This is a genomic window from Paraburkholderia sp. ZP32-5, from assembly GCF_021390495.1.
Classification (GTDB): Bacteria; Pseudomonadota; Gammaproteobacteria; order Burkholderiales; family Burkholderiaceae; genus Paraburkholderia.
Window position 1 is genome coordinate 289,131 of sequence record NZ_JAJEJP010000002.1, and the last position, 20,757, is coordinate 309,887.

Here is a 20,757-nt window from a genome sequence, read left to right on the forward strand (position 1 = left end):
GCCATGAGCGAAGCCACCCCCGCGGACGAAGTCGGCAACCCGCTGCCGATACGCGGCGACAGCGTGCAATACGGTAAGCCGCCACCCGGCGAGATCACAGCGTTCGCGCTATTCCTGATCTTTACGCGCATCGGTCTGACGAGTTTCGGCGGCGGGCTCAGCGGCTGGTTCATGCGCGAATTCGTGCATGACCGGCACTGGATGAGCGAGGACGAATTTCTCGACGGCCTCGCGTTGTCGCAGGCGCTGCCGGGCGTGAACGTGAAGAATCTGGCGATCTGGATCGGCTACCGGCTGCTCGGTTGGCGCGGCGCGTTTGCCGGCTTCTGCGGGATCATTTTTCCGCCGGCTGTCGTGATCATTCTGCTCGGCGTGTTCTTCTCGGCGATCGCTTCCTTTTCGCTGACGCATATCGCGCTCGCGGGCGCGGCGGCCGGCGCGATCGGGCTGTCGCTGTCGATGGCGATTACCGCCGCGCGCCGATTGCCGCCGGGCGTGTTTCCTTACCTCGTGCTGATCGCGACGTTTGCCGCCGCCGCGCTGTTTCGCGTATCGCTGGTTTGGACCGTGCTGATCGCCGGTGCGCTGAGCATCGGCTATGAATACATCCGCTTGCCGCGCGAATCATAGTTGGCCTGATCTGATCGCGAGTCGTTTCGTCATTCGTCAAAACCCGGAAAAGCTTCTCTCGTGTCCAGAACGCTCATCACACTGTTTTCGGTTTTCGCGCCGCTGTCGATCGTGACTGTCGGTGGCGGCCAGGGGATCATCGCCGAGGTGCAGCGGCAGGTTGTCGACGTGCATCACTGGATGACGCATGCACAGTTCCTCAGCGACTTCGCGATTGCGCGGCTCGCGCCCGGTCCCGGTTCGTTGCTCGCAACGTTGATCGGCTATCAGGTGGGCGGCATCCTCGGCGCGCTTGTCGCGACGATCGCGCTGTTCGGGCCGACTGCATTTCTGATGTACGCGGTCGTGCTCGTATGGAACCGGCACGAGGGCGCGCGTTGGCTGAACGCGCTGCAGGCCGGTTTGCGACCGGTTGCCGCGGGCCTGATTCTCGCGGCCGTGTATGTGCTGATGCAAGCACTCGAAGGCGGCTGGATTGCATGGCTCACCGCGGCGATCGCGACCGTACTCGTGATGACGACGCGCATCAATGCACTCGTGCTGATCGCGGGCGGCGCGGTGGTGTTCGTGCTGGTGCATTTTGTGGGGTTGCTGTAGGCCGGGCGATTCGCCGCCATCACGCCCCCGGTGTTCGTGCACGATGGGTTCTATTGTTGCCGGCGCATATATTTCATCGAATAAGAACATTTGATGTCGATATAAAAATTATTAGTCATTGTTGTCATTTCACGCACATTTCGGCTTATCTATTTGCAAGCAATTTTTCTAATGCTTGCCGCGCCTGATGTCCTGCTTTCCATACAATTCCACTAATTGGGCATTAGACGCTGTCCCCCAATTCATCTCTGGCGCAATCTTCCGGGTGGCTGGCCGGCTCTATAGAGGGTCGAAGTCGGAAAATTGCCGCGCATGTATCCTCTGATCATCTACTGAAATTGCGAATTCTTGCCGTATTTAAAAATATCAGCAAGATTTAACCTTTTTGCCCAAAAAGTACTGTTTTTTGTGGGATCAAACGTTTGTTCAGGGTACGATTTACCCCGGTCGCAGCGTTTTCGGGAATTTTTTGCCGATAAACGTTGAATGGCGTTGCGATCGGTAAAAAGGTTTGCATCGCGTTAGCCGCAAGCCTCTGCGCACCAGCACCTGTCAATCTGAACCATCGCAAAAAGCGATTTGCGGTCATCGGTTCAATCGGACATTCAAGACGTGCGTTCACAGCACTCCAGGGCAGTTGATTCCAAGGATTTGAAAATTCATTTTTTCAAATCCTTGTAATTGCCCGTCCGAATTCCCAGTCAATTCATTTCAGTCTTTTTATCGGGATTTTTCCCGACATCGGAAATTATTCGGCATGGTAAAACGACGTCAATTTATCAGCGGCCTTACGGCGCTCAGTGCAAGTTATCTTCTGGCCGCGTGCGGCGGCGGCGGGGCCGGCGGCGATACGGCCGGTACCCCCGGTTCTTCCGGTTCCAACGGCTCTTCAGGGACTGCCGACTCCGCTGCTTCTCCCAGTGCACCCGGTAACACAACACCACGCGCGAACGCGTCGTCCTCGAGCGGCACGGCAATTCCGCCGGCCTCGTCGATCACGGACAACACGGGTGCCGTGTGGACGCTGTCGGGAGGTTCGGTCTACCGGAACGGTGCAAAAGCGCAGAACACCTACAACGTCTCGTTGATCTTGTGGTACGGCGGCGCCATTTTTCACGAGGGCACGGGTGGCCAGTTCTACCAATGGAACGGTTCGGGCTGGATGCCGAGTAATGACCCACGTCTCGGCGGCACCTCGGTCGATGGTACTTCGCTGCCTACGTCGCCCTACATCATCGACAAGACGGGCGCGATCTGGACGCTGGTCAATGGCGTGATCTACAAAAACGGCTCGACCGTCGGCAACACGTACAACGTGTCGCTCGTGTTGTGGTACGGCGGCAAGATCTGGCATTGCGGCACCGGCGGGCAGTACTACGTGAATGCGTCCGTGTCCGGACAATGGCTGCCGTGTAACGACCCGCGCCCACCGATCGCACCGCCCAAGGGTATGTTCTATGGCATGAACGGCCACTTCGACTACACCTACACGCCCACGCAACTCGTTTCGATCCTGAAGGCGATGGGCTGTACCAGCTATCGCGTCGGTTGCACCAGCGATCCGAACCAGTTGAATGCGGTGATCAAGATCGCGCAGGCTTTCCAGTCGGCTGGCATGACGCTGCTGGTGCTGATCAATCAGGGCGTCTATGACGCGAACAACAAGCTGCTCGCCGGTGAATCGGCCGCGTACAGTCAGGGTTACAAGGTGGCCCAGACGATTGCCAGCGCGCTGAAGCCGTATGGCGTGATGCTATACGAATGCGGCAACGAGTTGACGAGACAGAACGCGACCGTGATGAACTTCACGTACGCGGGCACCAAAGCGTCCGACTTCAACAACACGAACTGGCCGGTGATGCGTGGCGTGATGCGCGGGATGATCGACGGCGTGAAGTCGGTGCAGTCCAACGCCAAATGCGGGATCAACTTCTGCGTGGCCGATATCGGTGCGTCGGACGCGCTGTGGGACGGCATGCAGCCCGATGGCACCGGCGGCTACCCGAAGGTGCGCTGGGATATCACGACGTGGCACAACTACGAAGTGTACGGCGACATGTTCTCGGTCGGTACGGACGGCGCGGGTCCCGGCTTCGATCTGCCGACCTATTGCAAGGCCCGCTATGGCGTGCCGTTCATTGTCAGCGAATGGAACACCGGACCCGAGCAAACGGAGACCTACCGGGCCAATTACGTGTCGACGAAACTGCCCGAGTTCTATCAGGCGCGGAAGACGCACAACATCCAGAGCGTGATGTACTACGTGCTCGACAGCGGTAACGACACGTACGGCATCATGCTCAATGGGACTGCGATAAATCCGACCTACAACGCGTTTGCGAGCTTTACGAAGGCCAATCCGGATAATTGATCAGCGAGAGTTTGCCTGGCTGACGGCGCTTCTCTTTGCGAATTATCGCGAAGGGAGGCGCCGTTTTTGTTTTCGATTGTTGGACTGGACGTCGTGCAACACGGATGCTAGGGGACGCACGACGCCCGCATGGCTGCACGCAAGGGCTGTGCGGCACATGCAGGACGCGCGTGCTGGCCGGTGAGCCAGATCATCGCGATTCGGTGCTCAGCGCGAGCGAGCGCGCCGAAGCGATGACCGTCTGCGTCTAACCGATATCCCGCAGCCTAGCCTTCAACAGTTCGTACTTTTGCGGTGACGTGTCCGCCAATGCTGCCTCACGACTCGAATGCGCATCGTCGTAGGGCACCGGTTCGGCGAACTGGCTGACGGTCAGATCCCATCGCCGGCCGTCGATCAGATTGTAGAAATGCGTGCCGCCCGTTGTGCGCGTTGTCAGAATCTCGCCGCCGAAGTGATCGTTGACGATCAGCGACGTGATGCTGCAATGATTCTGTGCCGGATTCGACGGCGACCACGCGTTGGTAGGGCTCGACGTGTCGCCGGACCACACGCGCGCAATAGCGCGATAGAGTTCGACGGGAGTTGCAAAGGCGCTGGTGTTCTTCGCGGAGTTGTTCGATACGGCAGGCACCTGATCTTGCTGGGTCATGGCGAAATTCCTTCGTTCGATGGTCGAATGGGAGTCGGAAAAACAAAAAGCCCCGTCGTAACCGGCGGGGCTTCGTGGCGCATGGTGCTTACTGAAAACCTAGCGTATGCACGTCCCCAACGGCAGTCCCGCGCGGGTATGCGCATGATGATGCGTCGCAATCGGGAGGGAGGTGAGGGCTTGCATGGTTGCTGAGTGTGCCTTCGATCGCGCAATGCGTCAACGAATTGTCAGTGACTTTATGTTCCGATTACGCGAGTACTTCGTGCTATTCAGTTGCCGGAAAGAACGCTATCGGTGATTTCATATCGCTCGTTGCCGATGGAAATCAGGCTAATGCCGGCGTTCTTCTGCGTAAGTGTATTGCCGGGTACCGGCTGATCGTCGGCTTTCACGCCCGTGCCGATTACCCGGCCATTGGCGGCAAAGAAGATGGTCTGCGTGCGGTCATCGGGCCAGAAGATCACGACCGCCGTCGATCGATCGCCGTGACGCACGACGCCGAACTTGCACATGGTTTTGGTCTGCCCGCCGCCGCGTTCGCAAGGCAGCGTACCGGTCGCGCTGAAAGGCGTCGGTTTGACCGGCGCGGGGTCGCTGTGAGAGACGGTAGAGCGATCGCCTTCGGTCGAAATCGAAATCAGCGTCACGCCATCGGCTTCTCCTACCACGCGCGCGTGCCGATGATCGAGGATCGCACGCGCCGCGGCACTGTCGCTGGATCCCGGGCAACCGACCAGCATCGCCGTATGGTCCAGATAGTTCGCGGTTGCGGCCGATTCGCCGAGCCGCCGGCATGCATCGCCGGCGTGCGGATAGCCGTTGCCCATCACGACAAAAGACGAAGGCCATGCGAAATGTTCGGCCGCCGTCGCGGCATGAGCGAAAGTACTGGTGAAGTTCAGTGCGATGGTAACAATCGACGCGAACAAAGCGGGCGCACCGAGCGGACGAAAGGGCAAACGAAAAAACGTCGTGTTGCATGCCATCGAACTTCTCCTCGCGTCGTTTATCGCCGCGTCACACCGCTCGCCATCGCGGCCTGCGCCCGCTGCAACCACTCGCGGTTATGCTCGCGCGCGTGACGTGGCCAGTGCCGTGCGTCCTGCACGATTTCCGCGTACAGCGTGTGCGCATGCTGGCGGTCGGCGTCGTCCGGTTGCGTGGCGAGCCAGTCCGCGAACAGACAGCGCGGCGCGACGTCGCTCGCGCAGGTGAGCGCCTGTTCGAAGGCCGCGCGCGTGCCGGGTGCGCCGAGCGCGGCCAACGTGCGCGCGTACAGCAGCGCTGGTTCGCCCTGGTTGCGTGCTTGCGGATTGACGCTGAACAGATTCGCCAGCGTCGAGTTCGTGGCGGTGTAATCGCCTAGCGCGAATTGTGAGCGCGCGAGGCCCAGCAGCAACGCGGGATCGTTGGCGAAAGGACCATTCGCCGCAGCCTGGAAATGTTCGAGTGCTTCGCGCGGATTGCCGGCTGCGAGCAATGCATCGCCGAGACGCATCCGATGCTGCACGGTCGGCGCGCGGTCGAAGTCGGCACGCGCCTCGCGCAATGCGCGATTCGGATCGACGAACTGCGTAATCGCTTGCGTGGCGACACGCGCGCCGCGCGATTGCCGCAGACTCGGCAGAAAGACCGCGAAGAAATACACGACGCTGCCGAGCAACGGAAAAGCAAACAGGATGAAGAGCCAGTAGATGCCCTGGTTATGACGTACCGCATGCACGGCAAAGAAAATCGCAATGAAAACGTGCAGACCAATTCCGGAATAAAGCATATCGATTCAACCTTCGAGCGTAAGGAAACGCCTGCCACCAATGGCCGCGCCAATGTTCGGAGCCAGTGTATTACAGCGCGCCCAATACGTGCGTATTGTGGCTAATGCAGCGTGCCCACGCGCAGCCAGGTGAATAGCAGCGACAGCGCCACGACGATGACGCCGGTCAGAACGACGAGGCGGTTGGCCAATAGTCGACGCATCGCAACTCTCCTAGACGAAGCTATAGCGCTCGGAATGGTAGCGGACTCGCGGCACCTGCATTTCGCCGAGCGCCGTTTCGATCGCATCCATCATCGGGTCCGGTCCGCAGATGAAGTACTCGTGATCCGCGTACTCGGGCGGCAGATGACGCCGGAACATCGCGGCGTCGATGCGCCCGGTTTCTCCGCTCCAGCCTTTGGGCGGGTCGTTCAGTACATAAACGATGCGTAGATCGAGCCGCGTGCTCAGCGTTTCGAGTTCCTCGCGGAAGGTCAGCGAGTCCCAGTTCTTGCCGCCGTACATCAGCACGAGCGGACGCTGATCGCCACGATCGGCGAGCGTGCGGATCATGCTCATCATCGGCGTGATGCCGATACCGCCCGCGATCAGTACATGCATGTCAGTCGGATGACCAATCGTAAAAGCGCCGTAAGGCCCATCGAGATAAATGCGCTGGCCCGCCGCGATCGTTTTCACTTTGCTGGTGAAATCGCCGAGATTGCGAATCGTCATTTCGACGCGGCCATTCGCGGCTTCCGCACTCGACGAGAACGAGAACGGATGCCCAGTGATCCGGAACGGACTGCCCCACACATTGAGCCAGCCGAATTGCCCCGGTTTGAAGCGAAACCCCGCATGGCCGTCGGGATCCATTACGAGCGTCGTGGTGTCGCCGCGCTCCGCGCGCACTTCGATGACGCGGTACGGCCGCCGCAGCATAAAGAGCGGCTTGAATAGCCGCACGTAGAGCAGCAGTGCGATCCAGAAGATCGTCATGCAGATCCATAGCGTGCGCTTGAACGGATCGGTCAGATAGAAGCCCCAGCCGATCATATGCAGCACACCGCCGAAGATCGCGGTCAGCGCCAGCACGATATGCGACAGATGCCAGAGTTCGTAGGGGATCTTCAGTTGCTGGCGCCATAGCGCGGTCACCACCAGTACGATCACCGCGCCGATCGACAGGAACGCGAACCACGCCCCCCACGGAACCTCGAGCAGCGAATCCGGCATCGCGAGCTTGTCGGAGCCGATTGCGAACAGAATCAGCGGGTGAACGACGACGAGTCCGACCGCGAGCAATGAAACGCGCCGATGGAAGTGATAGATGACGTCCTCGCCCCACGGCTCCGTCACGTGACGAAAACGCGCGGTGAGGCCGAATTGCAGGCCCATCATCGCGAGGCCGGAGTAACCGAGCGCAACCGAGAACTCGGTGCCGAAGCTGCGCGCGGGCGGCAGTGTGCCGGTCAGCAGCGCGAACAGCGGCGCGAGAATAAACAGCAGATAGATCGCGGACCAGATGGCCTTGCGTGCAAGATCCTGAGACTGCATGTCGTGCCTCTCCGTATCGCTGATCTATCGTTCGCAATCCAGCGTGACGCCGCTCAAACGCAGGTAGTCAGCAGCAACGCCGGTCCGAAGGTAATCACGGTGGCGGCGAGCGCCGCGATCAGCGTCCAGATCACGACGGTATGCATGAACGTGCTGATGCGCTCGGGGCCCGGATCGCGGATCGCGGCGGCGCGATAGCGCCATAGCCAGCCGATCGCGATCAGATGCAGCAGCAGCACGACCGCGAGACTTAGGCGCAGCGTCGTGGCCGGCCATCCGAACGCGCAGCCGATCGCGTGCAGCGCATAGAGGATCACGAACGCCAGGCACCAGATCGTGAAGCCGACGGCGAGCCACCACAAACGCAGCGGCGAAAGCGGACGTTCGTTCATGGCCGCGCTCCCAGCATCGCGACGAGGCCGGGCAGCGCGAGCACGAGGCCGAGCGCGATGATGCCCGTCGCGAGCGTGTAATCGACCCACAGACGCGTGAGGCGCAGGTCCGTTAAACGTCGCGCGGAAATGAAGCCGGCGCCAAGACGCAGCATGTTGCTGATCAGGAATAGCAAACCGATGCCCGCGTGGATCGCGATATAGGTGAGCAGCGCGGCGGCTGTCGCGCCGAGCGCATGTTCACGTGGATTCGGCGTGACGCCGTTGATCAGCATCACGTCGGCGACGAGCGCGACGATCAATGCGATCACCGTCAGTGCGATCGTGCCGTGCGGTTTGCGGCTCGCGGCGGCTGCGCGTAGCGAGCCGCGTGTCGTTGCGGCCGCAACCGCGAGCGCGACGACCGTGATCAGCGCGAGCAGACGGCTCGGCTGCGGCGTGACGGCGGCCGGCCAGTTCGGCGCGGCAATCCACAGATAGAACGTGCCGAACACGAGCGACGTGAACAGCGTGCCGTTCGCGACCAGCGCGCAGATCAGCGATAGCCATGACGGCGGGCTGGCCACCTCGGTATGCGGCGGCACGCTGACGCCGCGGCCGACCGGCAGCGCGCCGTAATCGCGCGCGAGGCCCGCGTTTTGTCCCGCATAGATAAAGAGGCCGAACGTGACGAAGGCGAACGCGACCGAAACCAGATAGAACTTGAACAGCATTGCGAGCACCGCCGCGCAGGTCACGATCGCGGTGACGAGCGGCAGATAGGTCGCGTTCGGCAGCACGATCAGCTGCTCCGGCTCGCCCGACGTCATATGAACACCGAGCGTTTCCTGCCAGCCGTTGCGCGTAAAGCCGAGATAGCCTTCGCCGCGCGCGAGCGAACTCGCGAGCTGGCCGGGTGGGACCTTTTCGGTTTGCGCATCCATGTGCGGGATCGACGCGAATGCGTACGGCGCGGGCGGTGTCGGCATCGCCCATTCGAGCGTAGTCGATTCCCACGGATTGCGCCGCACGCGCCGGCCGAAACGCACCTGCACGATGATGTCGATCAGCACGAGCGCGAAGCCGATCGTCATCACGAAGCTGCCCACCGACGAAAGCAGATTGAGCCAGTTCCAGCCTTCGTCGCCGCTATACGTGAAGATGCGCCGCGGCATGCCGAGCAGGCCGGTCAGGTGCATCATGAAGAACGTCATGTTGAAGCCGATGAACACCAGCCAGAATGCCGGCACCGACAGTTTGTATACGGCGGTGCGCCCGGTCAGCAGCGGCAGCCAGTAATAGAACGCCGCGAGCATCGGGAACGCGAGCGCGCCGGCCACCACGTAGTGCATGTGCGCGACGACGAAGTAGGTGTCGTGCGCCTGCCAGTCGAACGGCACCATCGCGAGCATCACGCCGGTCAGGCCGCCGCAGGTGAACACGAAGAAGAAGCCGAAGATATACAGCATCGGCACGTCCCAGCGCGGCCGACCGTGCGATAGCGTGGCGAGCCATGCGAAGAACTGGATTGCCGTGGGTACCGCGACGATCGCCGAGCCGGCCGAGAAGAACGCGAGCGCGAGGTGCGGAATGCCCACCGTGAACATGTGGTGAACCCAGATGCCGAAGCTCAGGAACGCGAGTGCGATGATCGCGACGACGATCGTGCGGTAGCCGACGAGGCGCCTTCTTGCGAACACCGGGATCATCGTCGACAGCACGCCGGCCATCGGCAGGAAGATGATGTACACGTCCGGGTGGCCGAACAGCCAGAACAGATGTTGCCAAAGCAACGGGTCGCCGCCGCGGGTCGGATCGAAGAACGGCAGGTTGAATGCGCGCTCCACTTCGAGCAGGATCGAGCCGAGAATCAGCGGCGGAAACGCGACGATCATCATCATCGCGGTCACGAGGATGTACCACGCGAAGATCGGCATGCGGTCGAGCGACATGCCGGGCGCGCGCATCTTCAGGATCGACACGACGATTTCCATCGCCAGTGACAGCGCCGAAATCTCCACAAACGTGATGCCGAGCAGCCACACGTCGGCATTCAGGCCCGGCGTATAAACGTTCGAACTCAACGGCGTGTACATGAACCAGCCACCGTCCGGCGCGCTGCGCAGAATCAGCGAGACGGTCAGGATCGTGCCGCCGAACAGATAGCACCAGTACCCGTAAGCAGTCAGGCGTGGAAACGCGAAGTCGCGCGTGCCGAGAATCTTCGGCGTCAGATAGACCGCGAAACTTTCCACCATCGGAATCGCGAACAGGAACAGCATCATTGAGCCATGCATCGTAAAGACCTGGTTGTAGGTCTCGACGTCCATAAAGGCCGCGTGAGGCGTCGCGAGTTGCACGCGCGTCAGCATGCCGAGAATCCCCGCGATCGCGAAGAACACGAACGAGGTGATCATCATGCGCATGCCGATCACCGTGTGGTTGACCGAGGCGAGCTTCTGCACGCCTTTGCCGGTGGCCCAGATCGCGGTGAGCTGGCGATGCAGCCGCAGCGCGGTCACGCCTTGTGACGGCGGCTCGATGGGCACACTCATTTCTTCACCTCCCCGGTGGCGGCGGCGTTTTTGACGGCGGCGGAAAAGTCTTCAGGACGATCGACGATCACGCTGAAATGCATCTGCGCATGACCGATGCCGCAAAACTCGTTGCATTGTCCAGCGTACTGGCCCGGTTGATCGGCCTGAATACGCAGCACGTTCTCATGCCCGGGCACCGCGTCGATCTTGCCGGCGAAGCGCGGAATCCAGAATGCGTGCACGACGTCCTTGCTGGTGACGGCGATATCGACCGGCCGGCCCGCGGGCAGATGCAGCACGTTCTCGGTTTCGACGTTGCCTTCGTCCGGATAGCGGAAGGTCCAGCGCCATTGCTGTGCGATTGCCTCGATACGCGCGGGTGCATGCGCGCGCAACGGTAGCAGTAACTCGCCCGCGTATAGCGCGTAGCAGAGCAGCGGAATCAGGATCACGGCGGGCAGCACGAGGCCGCCGAGCACGATCCAGCGCGCGGGCGACATGCGCGAGCCCCAGCCCGGACGGAATACCGTCAACAGGAACAGCACCAGCACCATCGCAAACAGGATCGCCGAGCCGGCCAGCATTACCCACCACAATCCCGCGATCGATGCCGCCGCGGGGCCGGACGGTTCGAGCGTCGACAACGGTCCCGCGCAGCCCGACAACATTGCGAGCAATCCTGCTTGGACCGCCACACGCGAGAAGCTATGATGGTTTGCGGAATCACTCATTCGACGCGAGGGCACTCCACCATGGCAAAGAGCGGCAATTCCGGATCGGAAGCAAAGAGCGAAGTACTGCTGGAGCTGTTGCGGCTCGACAAGGGCTCGGTCGTCGCACTCGTCGGCCATCCGATTCACGTGATGATGGTGCATTTCCCGATCGCGTTCGTCGTCGCGACGTTGGGTGTGGACCTGATCTACTGGTGGACGGGCGACCCGTTCTGGGTGCGCGTCGGCCTGTGGGCCGCCGGCTTCGCATTCTGGAGCGGCGTGGCGGCGAGCGTGGTCGGCACCGCCGAGTTGCTGCTGGTGCGCGGCATTCGCCTGAAGGAAGCGAGCTGGTCGCATGCGGTCGCCGCGATGACACTCGTCGCGATCGCCGGCGCGAACTGGGGCGTGCGGCTTATCTATCCCGACCAGATCCTGCCGCATGGGCTCGTGCTGTCGGTCATGGCCTCGGTGATGACGGGCTTCGCCGGCTGGCATGGGGGCAAGCTCGTGTTCGATCATGGCGTGGGCATTCTCGTTTCGCCGAAGGAATGATGTAGCCACCGGCCAAGTCCGCCGGGCTCGAACAGATGCGGGGCGAACATGTTCGAGTCGATAGTCGGCTTGGCCAGCACGATCCAGATAATTCCGACGATCACGACGATATACGCGATCGTCAGCACGATTCCCGAGCCGCGGCTGAATCGGCCATTGGGCAGATACAGGTCATGCAGCACGAGACCGGCCAGCACGTGCAGCATCGCCATGATGCCGACCAGCACCATCTTCGCGGTGAACCATTCGACGAAGGTGGCTTGCAGAAAAATCAGCGCGGTGCCGCTCGCAATCGCCACGAAGGCCGCCGGCGAAGTCAGCTCTACGTAAACGAGCCGCGTAATGCGATGCAAGCGGTCGACCTCGGTACTGGAGATGAGTCCGCGACGCTGCCAGAACAGAAACGGTAAGACGATCAGGCCGCCCGACCAGATTGCGATTGCGGCCAGATGGATGAATTTCAGAAGAATCGTCACAGGGCAGGCTCTCTGACATGCAGGCTGGACCACGCGAGCCGGAGGCCCGCCACGAGATAAGGGATCATGGCCAGTACCCACATCAACAGGCCGGCGAGCTGCTGATCGGCGAGCGGCGTGAGTCCCCATGCGGCGGTGGTCGCGAAGTGCACGACATAGAGCGGCACCGGTGCGAACACGATCAACGCGCCGAGCAGACCCATATGTCCGATCGTCGCCACGAGCGCCATCAGCGCGGCGCCGGTGGGCAGCAACGGCGAGAAGATGCTGCGCCACATCAACCAGCCGCTGCCGAGCAGCGTGAATTGCATCAACCAGTAGCCGGGCACGGTGGAAAGTCCCCACGCATAGGGCCCCGGCGCATGCCAAAGCCAGATAAAGACCGCGTGCGCGGCCACGACCGGTACGAGCGGCGGCTGCTTGAAGCGCGCCAGTGGAAACGCGAGCGCGAGCAGCGGCGCGACAGCGGCAATCAGAACGATGTGGTGAGTGACGCGCGCCGAGAACAATGCGGAAGACAGCGCGCATAACGGCGATACGAAGATAACGACCATCAGCGCGAGAGCTGCCCAGCCCGCTCGCGCATTAGCCGAACGGCCGCTCGCTATCACGAACGCGAGGACCGCGAGCGCCGCGAGCAACAGTGGGTCGGTATTCCAGCGCAACCAGAGGTTCTCCGGGATCGCGGCGGGACCACAATAGGCGACAGGAAAATATGGCATGGCGCAATATCTTCAACTCGTCCAGTGCTTCAATGCGCATGTACGGCATGCGAAAAGAAGTCACCGGAAAATTGTCGGGATGGCTCACGATCCGTTCGATCGCCCACGTACTGTAGCTCAAATATTCTGTTTAGGGACAGCTATCTGAGGGGAGTAGTCTCTTTAATAGAAAAAATGGCGGCTCATTACGACTCCATGTCAATTGTGAACTCAGTTGACGTTTAGCCGCATTACAGTATGAATGATGGTGCGCCGCAATACTTTTCAGATTATTTGCAGCGGGCGTAATATGAAGGGACCACGTGGCGGAGGTCCATCATGTTTGATGACCCTATTCGCATTCCTGCGATGATCGAATTAACATTGTTGGCTATCGTGCTGATTATCGTCAGCATTGTCCGCGCGCGACAGCAAAGGGAGCGGGCGCGCAATCGCGCAAGGACAGCGGGTGGATAGTGCGCGTGCCGCGCTCGGATGGAGAGTCCTGGGCGGCACGCAGTGCAGTGCAGTGCAATGCAATGGCTCGGCGTGGTGACCTTTCGGTATCGCGCCCTTACAGCGCGGGACGCTTCAGTTCGACCCACTGATTGACACTGGATCTTTCCCACTGGCGCGTCGCATAGTCCTTTAATCGTTGCGGCACGTCATCGCCATTGAGTACCAGGCGGTTCAGCATTAATGCGAGATCCGTATCGGCTATGCACCATCCGCCGAAGAGATTGACTGCATCGGCGGGCAGTAATGCGTCGGCCGCGGCAAACAGTTTTTGCGCGGCTTCCTGAGCGGCGGGCGAAAGCGGCGCGCCGCGCGATCCGTAGAAAATCACCTCAGTAGAGCGCTCCTGGCGAATCGGCATCAGATCGCTGCGAAGCCATGCCTGCACCTGGCGCGCTCGCGCCCGAAGATGTCGATCTTGTGGATAGACCGGTATTTGCGGAAAAGTCTCTTCGAGGTACTCGGTAATCGCCGATGACTCGGATAAGGCGAAGTCTCCGTGTGTCAGCGTTGGAACGCGTCGTGTCAATGAACGGGCTGCATATCCGGTTTGTTGGTTCTCTTTGCGCGCGAGATCGACAGTGGAAAATTCGAATGGCAATTGCTTTTCACGCAGAGTCACGAAAACGGACATTGCGTAGGGACTCGTGAATTGAGCGTCCGTGTACAGATGCAAAGGGTGTTGTTGCAAGGTACTCTCCATGATTGAGTGAATCGGCGCGCTCCGCAAAATGCGACGCGTGCGCAATACTTGCTACGGGAATGTGATGCGTATCAATCGCGCGGGTTATGAGTGCGAGTCGCCGCATCGAGCCTTGGTGTTCCGAGCTTGAACCACGCCTTCGTGATTTTGCCGTTTTCGACTTCATAGATTGCGAGTACGTCGACTTCGCCCGGACCTTCGGCAAAGGTACGTTGAACAATCTCGTGATCCACGACCAGATTGTCGATAACGCTGCGCTGGATCAGCTTGCCGAACAGATTGGGTTCCTTGAATCGCGCGACGTGGCGCTCGCGAATCTGCGCTGTTCCGCGCGCAAGCAGTCGCGATGGGAATTCATAGTATTCGCAGTCGTCGGCCCAGTGAGCGATGAATGCGTCGATGTCGCGCGCGTTGTACGCGTCGAGCTGCTGCTGGACGGGAATCTCGACGGCTGTCGTCGATACGGGAGATGCAGTCATGGTTGGCGATCGTCCTTGTCGGATCGAGCGAAGCCGCCCGCTGAAATTCGTCGCGACGGGGGCTTCTAAAAAATTAAATTAGTGGCTACAATGGCGCCCCTCTGCCCAGGTGGCGAAATTGGTAGACGCACTATCTTGAGGGGGTAGCGCCGCAAGGCGTGTGGGTTCAAATCCCGCCCTGGGCACCATTTCAAATCGTTCAACTGCCGCGTGCATTCTTCAGACAACCGCGGACTTGCCAGTCTATCGCGTTGTCTTTCGCCTGTCCGAAAGTCCGCTACTCACGCCCCCGCAATTCCCCAATCTCCTCTCCCACGCGCCGCACGAGCTGCGCGAAGATCTGCAATGCCGGCGCCGGGCGCGTTTCGGCGCGCGTAACGAGTCCCACCGCGGGCATCGTCCATTCATTCAGCGCTTCGAGTACAGCCAGCACGCCGAGTTTCTGATATTCGACCGCGATCTGATGCGGCAGAAACGCAAGCCAGTCGGTTTCCTGCAGCACTTGAAGGTTCACGAGTACCGAAACGGATTCCACTTTGGGAATTGGCGAAGGAATCTGACAGTCAGCAAAGAAGCTGCGGATCGATGCACGCAGCGGCGCGTCCGCGCCGGGAAAGATCCAGTCGGCGGCGGCCAGCATGGCCGGCGTGATCTTCTTGCGCTTCGCGAGCGGATGCCCAGCGCGCGCGACGATGCAAACGTCTTCCTCGAATAGCACCTCACGGCAGAACGGCGCGGCGGCCGTTCCTTCTCCGAGCCTGCCGACGATGCAGTCGAGCTTTCCCTGCGCGAGCCCGGCAAGCATCCAGTCGAGCGCGCCCTCGTGAAACTCGGTGACGACGCGCGGCGCCTCCTTGTCCATCAGCGCAAGCACGCGGGTCAGCAAGCCTGGAATCGCAACCGGCATGATGCCGACGCGCACTTTTCCCTGTGCGCCATTGGCGAGCAGTTCGAGATCGCCGCCGAGCTTTTGCATTTCGCTCAGCATGATGCGTGCGTGATCGATGACGATCTGCGTCGCCGCGGTGGGCCGCAAGCCATGCGAATAACGCTCGAACAGACGTGTTCCAAACAGTTCTTCCAGCTCACGCAGTGCCTTGCTCGCCGCGGGCTGTGTCATATGCAGGCGATCGGCGGCCCGATGGATGCTCAGCGTATCCGCGAGCGCTACCAGTAGCGCGAGATGACGCGCTCTCAATCGCGCGAGTAGATGCTGTTCGACGACGCTCATGGAATACCCCGATATCAGGAAGTTATCGCCCCCCGAAAACAAAGCATTACTGTGCGTCGGGATCTTCATGTCATTTTATCGCCGTGCATCAATCATTCAACGAGTCGATAAAAAACGGAGACATCTGTGCGTTACGCGTTACGTCAATTTGCCCTTCTGCTCGCATTCATCGCGGCTTCGAGCTGTGCCACAACTTTCGCCGCGACGATGAAAGTCACGCTTCTCGGTACGGGCACTCCCATTCTCAACATCAATCGTTTCGGCATTAGCGTGCTCGTCGAGGCGGGTACTCAAAAGCTGCTGTTCGATGCCGGACGCGGCGCCGCGATGCGCTTGCATCAGCAACAGGTGCCATTGCGCGATCTCTCCGCGATCTTTATCAGCCTGCTGAATTCCGACCATATCACCGGATTACCGGATATTTACGCCACCGCACCACTGCCGACGGATGACGGACGTCTGCGCAAGCCAATGCTTCTATTCGGCCCGGACGGCATCGATAACGTCGCGCGCGGCACCGAACGGTTCTTCAAGGATCAGAACCGCATGCGCATGCTGGAAGGCGAGGTAGTAGAGCCGGCCACGCATATCATCGCGAAACGCGTCGAGCCGGGTGTCGTCTACGAGAAAGACGGCGTGAAGGTGATTGCGTTTCTGATCGAGCATGGTCATGTGAAACCGGACTATGGTTACCGCGTCGAATACAGCGGCCATGCGGTGGTTGTCACTGACGACACAACCTATTCGGCGAATCTGGTTGCACACGCAAAAGATGCCGATCTGCTCGTGCAGAGTGTTGCAATCGGTAGCCGTGCACTCGAGAAGGCCGCGCCCGACTATGTGAATCATTTCTATGGCTATCTCGCGAGTCCGGAGAAGGCGGCACGGATTCTCAAGGAAGCGCAGCCGAAGCTGGCGGTATTCGCGCACATCTCGCTCTATAGCAAACCCGGAATACCGCGCGCGAGTGTCGACGAATTGCGTGAACGGATTCGGTCAGTCTATGACGGCAAGTTCGTTATCGGCGAGGACCTGATGTCATTCGATATCGACACAAGCGGTGTGAAGCAGGCGGACTATTCGCCCGAGATCCGCCAGAAAGAGCCCATCTAAACGTATTCCAGACGTCAATTCAATAAACGCGCAATAAACGCGCGGACCCGACGCAGGTCCGCGCGCGATAGCCCGTGCGCGGGCCGACATGGAGACTGACACGATGAAGAAGCGACTCGTTGCCGCGGCGGTAATGGCGGCTGTTTCGGGCATTGCCCACGCACAGAGCAGCGTTACGCTGTACGGCATCATCGATGACGGATTGCTGTTCAGCACGAACAGCAAAGGCGGCCACCTGTATAGCTTGTCGAGCAGCATTCTGCAGGGAAGCCGGTGGGGGCTGAGAGGCTCCGAAGATCTCGGCGGCGGACTAAAGGCGATTTTCGTACTGGAAAGCGGTTTCGATCCGAACACCGGCAAGCTCGCACAGGGTGGACTCGGCTTTGGCCGTCAAGCATTCGTTGGATTGGCCGGCAAATATGGATCGCTGGCGTTGGGACGCCAATACGATCTGGTTGTCGACTACGTCGGTATATTGGGTGTGGCGCGACAGTGGGGCGGCATCATCTCCGCGCATCCTGGCGACATCGATAACTTCAACAACGCTTATCGCGTCAATAACGCGATCAAGTACACGAGCGCGAACTATGTCGGTTTGACGTTTGGCGGCCTCTATAGCCTCGGTGGCTTGGCCGGAGACCTAACTCGCAATCAGATCTATTCGTTCGGTGCGCGCTATACGAATGGCCCACTGGAATTGGGTGCAGGGTATCTGAATGCACGCAACCCGAACGTCAGCTTCTTTGGCAATAGTACTTCCGGCGCGATTGCGACGAACGTATCGAACGTCACGTCGCCGGTGTACTCAGGATATGGGTCGGCGAATACCTATCAGGTGATTGCCGCGGGCGGCGCCTATACGTTCGGCTCGGCAACGCTCGGCGCGACGTATTCGAACATCCGGTTCCTGAATCTCGGCAGTTCGTATGCGTCCGCGTTTGCGGGGCAATCCGTCACGTTCAATAGCGCGGAACTCAATTTCCGCTATCAATTGACGCCCGCGTTACTGGTCGGCGCCGCGTATCACTATACGAAGGGCGGTGATATCGATGGACAGACCGGCGCCACGTATCAGCAGGGGCAAGTGGGCGTCGACTACTTTCTGTCGAAACGTACCGACGTTTATCTGATCGGTGTGTATCAGCACGCGTCGGGAAATGCGGTCGAGACTAATAGCAAGGGTGTCGACGTGGTGGTGCCGGCGGTGGCGGCGATCAATAATCTGACGCCATCGTCGAATCAGAATCAGGCGGCACTACGCGTCGGGATACGGCACAAGTTCTGATGAAGCGTGTGACATTGCCACACGCCACGTGTTGATTCAGAACTCGCTCCGATAGGCAAACAGACCGGGAAGTCCGCCGCTCATAACAAACAGAACTTTCTGTCCCGCCGCGTACTTCCCGCTGGTCACGTTTTCCACGACGCCCGCGAATGCTTTACCGCCATACACGGGATCGAGCAACAGACCTTCCTTTGAGGCCATCAGGCGAACAGCGGCGCGCATGCTGTCGGTCGGAATGCCGTAGCCCGGTCCTAACTGTGCTTCATCGATCGAGATCGCGTCGTCATTCACGCGCAGATTAGCGTTGATCAGCTGGACGGTCTGATTCGCCTTATCGAGCGTAACCGCATGTGTATGACTGCCATTGGCGAGTACGGTGAAGGCAGCAATACGCAACGGGTCAAGACCCATCGCGACAAAACCCGCGACCAGCCCCGCATGCATGCCGCCGCTTCCGTTAGGCACGACGATCCGGTCGAAAGACAAACCCTGCGCATGCGATTGAGCGACGATTTCCGCCGCGCAGTCCGCATAGCCGAGACAACCCGCCGGGCTCGAACCGCCGAGCGGACACACATAGACATTGCGGCCCTGCGCACGCAGTTCGTTGGCGCGATCCTCGGCGAATTGCAGTGCATTCGCGGAGCCGGGCAGATCGTGCACGCGCGCGCCGAACAGCGCATCGAGGACGATATTGCCGTTCTCTATATAGTCGTGATCGAACCGGGGTACGGCTCTCGTCAGCACGAGTTCGCAGGCGAGTCCGACGCGCGCGGCCGCGGCTGCCGTGAGCCGCGCGTGATTCGATTGCCGCGCGCCGACGGTGATGATCGTGTCGGCACCGCGCGCCAATGCTTCTCCGATCAGGAACTCGAGCTTTCTCAACTTGTTGCCGCCACCACCGAGTCCGGTCACGTCATCCCGTTTGACGTAAATGTCCGCGCCACCGAGATGCGCGCTCAGCCGTGGCAGATGCTGGATCGGTGTCGGGCCTTCGAGAAGCGCGCGACGCGGGAAGGCCGAAAGATCGAGAGTACGCAATGAGGCAGAGTTCATGGTCTTACGAAGTCGTTGAAATTGCTGAAGGCGCGACGAGCAATGTTATCGGCCGGCACACACGCGGAGTACAGCCGGTCCTCGCGATGTCTAAAACTACTCGCTGCTGGTCCATTCCACATTCGCGCCGACCGAACGCAGGTTCTCGACGAAATTCGGATGCGCACGCCGGATCGGTAGCGCATTGGTGATTTCCGAACGGCCGTCGATACTTGCGGCCACCATCAGCAGCGCGATCGCCACGCGAATGATGTAAGGGCTCTCGACTTTCGCGGGACTCAACGCGAGTCCACCGAACGTGATCAACCGGTGCGGATCGGACAGAAACACGTGCGCGCCGAACTTCGAAAGCTCGACGGACCAACCCATTGCGCCGTCATACACCTTGTTCCAGAACATCGCGCTGCCTTCGGCTTTCACGCCAAGCGCAATGAAGATGGGCAGAAGATCGACCGGCAGATACGGCCACGGCGCCGCTTCGACCTTGGTCAGAATGTTTTGCGTGAAAGGGCGGCGCACGCGCAGCGCGCCGTCGCGGACCGCACGCGACCAGCCATCGCGATGCTCGACCTGCACGCCGAACTTCGCAAAGGTTCGATCGATCAGCGGGAACTGCTCGGGCGCGGTATTTCTGACTGCGATGTCGCCGCTGGTGATTGCACCCAGCGCTAGGAATGTCGTGATCTCATGGAAATCCTCGCTAAAGCGGAATTCCCCGCCGCCGAGTTTCTGCCCGCCTTCGACGCCGAGGCGCGACGTGCCGATGCCGTCGATCGACACGCCCAGCATGCTCAGAAAGCGGCAAAACTCCTGCACATGCGGCTCCGACGCCGCGTTGACCAGAGTCGACACGCCGTTGGCCGCGACCGCGCAGAGCACGAAGTTCTCGGTGGTCGTAACCGACGCGTAATCGAGCCAATGGTGATTGGCCGTCATCCGCCCCGATGCGCGCACGATTAGCGAATCGGTCGTGCGTTCGACACGCGCGCCGAAACGCTCGAACACTTCGACGTGCGGGTCGATTTCACGCACGCCGAGCGTGCAGCCCTTCACATCGTTCTCAAGGCGCGCAACGCCGAAACGCGCAAGCAACGGCGGCACCAGCATGATCGACGAGCGCATTTCCTCAGGCAGGCGATGCACGGCCGGATCGAAGCGGGTCGCGTGATGATGCAGATCGAGGATGCCGGTGCGGAAATCCATCGACACCTCGCTGCCGAGCGTGCGGAAGATATCAAGAATCTTTTTGACGTCGGTGATCTCAGGCACGCCGATCAGACGCAGCGGCTGATCGGTGAGCAGCGTGGCGCAAAGAATGGGTAGAACGGCGTTTTTGTTGGCCGATGGCACGATCTCGCCGCGAAGCGGCAGGCCGCCATGTACGATCAGATTGGACATGTTGGGAATAGGTGGGAATAGGGCGCGCGAATGAGGAGGCGAGCCAATATGATGCCACCG

22 protein-coding genes and 1 tRNA gene are annotated in these 20,757 nt (G+C 60.3%); 8 read left to right on the plus strand and 15 right to left on the minus strand.

Annotated features, from left to right (window positions below):
• The first annotated feature begins 3 nt into the window (after positions 1–3).
• The gene (locus tag L0U82_RS20130) at positions 4–630 is read left to right on the plus strand and encodes a chromate transporter (protein ID WP_233833855.1); all 627 of its coding nucleotides are present in this window, start codon (positions 4–6) and stop codon (positions 628–630) included.
• 60 nt (positions 631–690) lie between these two features.
• A complete protein-coding gene (locus tag L0U82_RS20135) occupies positions 691–1,227 on the plus strand; it encodes a chromate transporter (RefSeq protein WP_233833857.1) in 537 nt (178 codons plus the stop codon).
• Between the two features lie 376 nt (positions 1,228–1,603).
• On the opposite strand, the gene L0U82_RS20140 is transcribed toward L0U82_RS20135, so the two are convergent.
• Entirely contained in the window at positions 1,604–1,849 is a 246-nt protein-coding gene (locus L0U82_RS20140) for a hypothetical protein (protein WP_233833859.1), read from the minus strand.
• 135 nt (positions 1,850–1,984) lie between these two features.
• Between L0U82_RS20140 and L0U82_RS20145 the strand changes: the two genes are divergently transcribed.
• The gene (locus L0U82_RS20145) at positions 1,985–3,598 is read left to right on the plus strand and encodes a hypothetical protein (RefSeq protein WP_233833861.1); all 1,614 of its coding nucleotides are present in this window, start codon (positions 1,985–1,987) and stop codon (positions 3,596–3,598) included.
• A gap of 35 nt (positions 3,599–3,633) precedes the next feature.
• Entirely contained in the window at positions 3,634–3,849 is a 216-nt protein-coding gene (locus tag L0U82_RS39745) for a 2Fe-2S iron-sulfur cluster-binding protein (protein ID WP_267929664.1), read from the plus strand.
• Here the strand turns inward: L0U82_RS39745 and L0U82_RS20155 are convergent.
• The 7 genes from L0U82_RS20155 to coxB all read right to left on the minus strand — a co-directional run bounded on the left by L0U82_RS20155 (position 3,846) and on the right by coxB (position 11,142).
• A complete protein-coding gene (locus tag L0U82_RS20155) occupies positions 3,846–4,250 on the minus strand; it encodes a YunG family protein (protein WP_233833863.1) in 405 nt (134 codons plus the stop codon). The two genes, L0U82_RS39745 and L0U82_RS20155, sit on opposite strands and share 4 nt — an antisense overlap.
• A gap of 272 nt (positions 4,251–4,522) precedes the next feature.
• On the minus strand, positions 4,523–5,239 hold the full coding sequence (locus L0U82_RS20160; protein WP_233833865.1) for a hypothetical protein: 717 nt from the start codon (positions 5,237–5,239) through the stop codon (positions 4,523–4,525).
• A 20-nt stretch (positions 5,240–5,259) separates the two neighbouring features.
• On the minus strand, positions 5,260–6,027 hold the full coding sequence (locus tag L0U82_RS20165; RefSeq protein WP_233833867.1) for a hypothetical protein: 768 nt from the start codon (positions 6,025–6,027) through the stop codon (positions 5,260–5,262).
• Positions 6,028–6,240: 213 nt separating this feature from the next.
• Positions 6,241–7,566 carry a ferredoxin reductase family protein gene (locus L0U82_RS20170; RefSeq protein WP_233833869.1) on the minus strand — a complete coding sequence of 442 codons (1,326 nt, stop codon included), beginning with the start codon at positions 7,564–7,566 and terminating at the stop codon, positions 6,241–6,243.
• A 53-nt stretch (positions 7,567–7,619) separates the two neighbouring features.
• Positions 7,620–7,958, minus strand: coding sequence for a hypothetical protein (locus L0U82_RS20175; RefSeq protein ID WP_233833871.1), 339 nt, complete (start codon positions 7,956–7,958; stop codon positions 7,620–7,622).
• Positions 7,955–10,492 carry a cytochrome c oxidase subunit I gene (gene ctaD, locus L0U82_RS20180; protein ID WP_233833873.1) on the minus strand — a complete coding sequence of 846 codons (2,538 nt, stop codon included), beginning with the start codon at positions 10,490–10,492 and terminating at the stop codon, positions 7,955–7,957. The genes L0U82_RS20175 and ctaD overlap by 4 nt, the downstream gene beginning before the upstream one ends.
• Positions 10,489–11,142: a cytochrome c oxidase subunit II gene (coxB, locus tag L0U82_RS20185; RefSeq protein WP_233833875.1), complete on the minus strand. Its 654-nt coding sequence runs from the start codon at positions 11,140–11,142 to the stop codon at positions 10,489–10,491. The genes ctaD and coxB overlap by 4 nt, the downstream gene beginning before the upstream one ends.
• A gap of 84 nt (positions 11,143–11,226) precedes the next feature.
• Between coxB and L0U82_RS20190 the strand changes: the two genes are divergently transcribed.
• Positions 11,227–11,739: a DUF2231 domain-containing protein gene (locus tag L0U82_RS20190; protein ID WP_233833877.1), complete on the plus strand. Its 513-nt coding sequence runs from the start codon at positions 11,227–11,229 to the stop codon at positions 11,737–11,739.
• Here L0U82_RS20190 and L0U82_RS20195 read toward each other — a convergent pair.
• The 4 genes from L0U82_RS20195 to L0U82_RS20210 form a co-directional block, all read right to left on the minus strand.
• Complete coding sequence (locus L0U82_RS20195; RefSeq protein ID WP_233833879.1) at positions 11,703–12,215, minus strand: CopD family protein; 513 nt, start codon at positions 12,213–12,215, stop codon at positions 11,703–11,705. The genes L0U82_RS20190 and L0U82_RS20195 overlap by 37 nt on opposite strands.
• The gene (locus tag L0U82_RS20200; protein WP_233833881.1) at positions 12,212–12,937 is read right to left on the minus strand and encodes a cytochrome c oxidase assembly protein; all 726 of its coding nucleotides are present in this window, start codon (positions 12,935–12,937) and stop codon (positions 12,212–12,214) included. Before L0U82_RS20200 ends, L0U82_RS20195 begins: the two co-directional genes overlap by 4 nt.
• A 553-nt stretch (positions 12,938–13,490) precedes the next feature.
• A complete protein-coding gene (yfcF, locus tag L0U82_RS20205) occupies positions 13,491–14,135 on the minus strand; it encodes a glutathione transferase (RefSeq protein WP_442793644.1) in 645 nt (214 codons plus the stop codon).
• A gap of 71 nt (positions 14,136–14,206) precedes the next feature.
• A complete protein-coding gene (locus tag L0U82_RS20210; RefSeq protein ID WP_233833885.1) occupies positions 14,207–14,614 on the minus strand; it encodes a nuclear transport factor 2 family protein in 408 nt (135 codons plus the stop codon).
• A gap of 103 nt (positions 14,615–14,717) precedes the next feature.
• Between L0U82_RS20210 and L0U82_RS20215 the strand changes: the two genes are divergently transcribed.
• Positions 14,718–14,802, plus strand: a tRNA-Leu gene (locus L0U82_RS20215).
• Positions 14,803–14,891: 89 nt separating this feature from the next.
• On the opposite strand, the gene L0U82_RS20220 is transcribed toward L0U82_RS20215, so the two are convergent.
• Positions 14,892–15,845 carry a LysR substrate-binding domain-containing protein gene (locus tag L0U82_RS20220; RefSeq protein WP_233833887.1) on the minus strand — a complete coding sequence of 318 codons (954 nt, stop codon included), beginning with the start codon at positions 15,843–15,845 and terminating at the stop codon, positions 14,892–14,894.
• Between the two features lie 207 nt (positions 15,846–16,052).
• On the opposite strand from L0U82_RS20220, the gene L0U82_RS20225 reads away from it, so the two are divergent.
• Positions 16,053–16,958: an MBL fold metallo-hydrolase gene (locus tag L0U82_RS20225; RefSeq protein ID WP_233833889.1), complete on the plus strand. Its 906-nt coding sequence runs from the start codon at positions 16,053–16,055 to the stop codon at positions 16,956–16,958.
• 103 nt (positions 16,959–17,061) lie between these two features.
• Complete coding sequence (locus L0U82_RS20230) at positions 17,062–18,243, plus strand: porin (RefSeq protein WP_233833890.1); 1,182 nt, start codon at positions 17,062–17,064, stop codon at positions 18,241–18,243.
• Positions 18,244–18,279: 36 nt separating this feature from the next.
• On the opposite strand, the gene L0U82_RS20235 is transcribed toward L0U82_RS20230, so the two are convergent.
• Positions 18,280–19,299, minus strand: a complete 1,020-nt coding sequence (locus L0U82_RS20235) for a D-cysteine desulfhydrase family protein (RefSeq protein ID WP_233833892.1) — start codon at positions 19,297–19,299, stop codon at positions 18,280–18,282.
• Between the two features lie 96 nt (positions 19,300–19,395).
• Positions 19,396–20,697, minus strand: a complete 1,302-nt coding sequence (locus tag L0U82_RS20240) for a UDP-N-acetylglucosamine 1-carboxyvinyltransferase (RefSeq protein ID WP_233833894.1) — start codon at positions 20,695–20,697, stop codon at positions 19,396–19,398.
• Positions 20,698–20,757: the final 60 nt, after the last annotated feature.

Coding starts and splice junctions, on each gene's coding strand:
- L0U82_RS20130 (WP_233833855.1), top strand. CDS start 4: ATGAGCGAAGCCACCCCCGCGGACGAAGTCGGCAACCCGCTGCCGATA.
- L0U82_RS20145 (WP_233833861.1), top strand. CDS start 1,985: ATGGTAAAACGACGTCAATTTATCAGCGGCCTTACGGCGCTCAGTGCA.
- L0U82_RS20155 (WP_233833863.1), bottom strand. CDS start 4,250: ATGACCCAGCAAGATCAGGTGCCTGCCGTATCGAACAACTCCGCGAAG.
- L0U82_RS20160 (WP_233833865.1), bottom strand. CDS start 5,239: ATGGCATGCAACACGACGTTTTTTCGTTTGCCCTTTCGTCCGCTCGGT.
- L0U82_RS20165 (WP_233833867.1), bottom strand. CDS start 6,027: ATGCTTTATTCCGGAATTGGTCTGCACGTTTTCATTGCGATTTTCTTT.
- L0U82_RS20170 (WP_233833869.1), bottom strand. CDS start 7,566: ATGCAGTCTCAGGATCTTGCACGCAAGGCCATCTGGTCCGCGATCTAT.
- L0U82_RS20175 (WP_233833871.1), bottom strand. CDS start 7,958: ATGAACGAACGTCCGCTTTCGCCGCTGCGTTTGTGGTGGCTCGCCGTC.
- ctaD (WP_233833873.1), bottom strand. CDS start 10,492: ATGAGTGTGCCCATCGAGCCGCCGTCACAAGGCGTGACCGCGCTGCGG.
- coxB (WP_233833875.1), bottom strand. CDS start 11,142: ATGTTGTCGGGCTGCGCGGGACCGTTGTCGACGCTCGAACCGTCCGGC.
- L0U82_RS20190 (WP_233833877.1), top strand. CDS start 11,227: ATGGCAAAGAGCGGCAATTCCGGATCGGAAGCAAAGAGCGAAGTACTG.
- L0U82_RS20200 (WP_233833881.1), bottom strand. CDS start 12,937: ATGCCATATTTTCCTGTCGCCTATTGTGGTCCCGCCGCGATCCCGGAG.
- yfcF (WP_442793644.1), bottom strand. CDS start 14,135: ATGGAGAGTACCTTGCAACAACACCCTTTGCATCTGTACACGGACGCT.
- L0U82_RS20210 (WP_233833885.1), bottom strand. CDS start 14,614: ATGACTGCATCTCCCGTATCGACGACAGCCGTCGAGATTCCCGTCCAG.
- L0U82_RS20220 (WP_233833887.1), bottom strand. CDS start 15,845: ATGAGCGTCGTCGAACAGCATCTACTCGCGCGATTGAGAGCGCGTCAT.
- L0U82_RS20225 (WP_233833889.1), top strand. CDS start 16,053: ATGAAAGTCACGCTTCTCGGTACGGGCACTCCCATTCTCAACATCAAT.
- L0U82_RS20230 (WP_233833890.1), top strand. CDS start 17,062: ATGAAGAAGCGACTCGTTGCCGCGGCGGTAATGGCGGCTGTTTCGGGC.
- L0U82_RS20235 (WP_233833892.1), bottom strand. CDS start 19,299: ATGAACTCTGCCTCATTGCGTACTCTCGATCTTTCGGCCTTCCCGCGT.
- L0U82_RS20240 (WP_233833894.1), bottom strand. CDS start 20,697: ATGTCCAATCTGATCGTACATGGCGGCCTGCCGCTTCGCGGCGAGATC.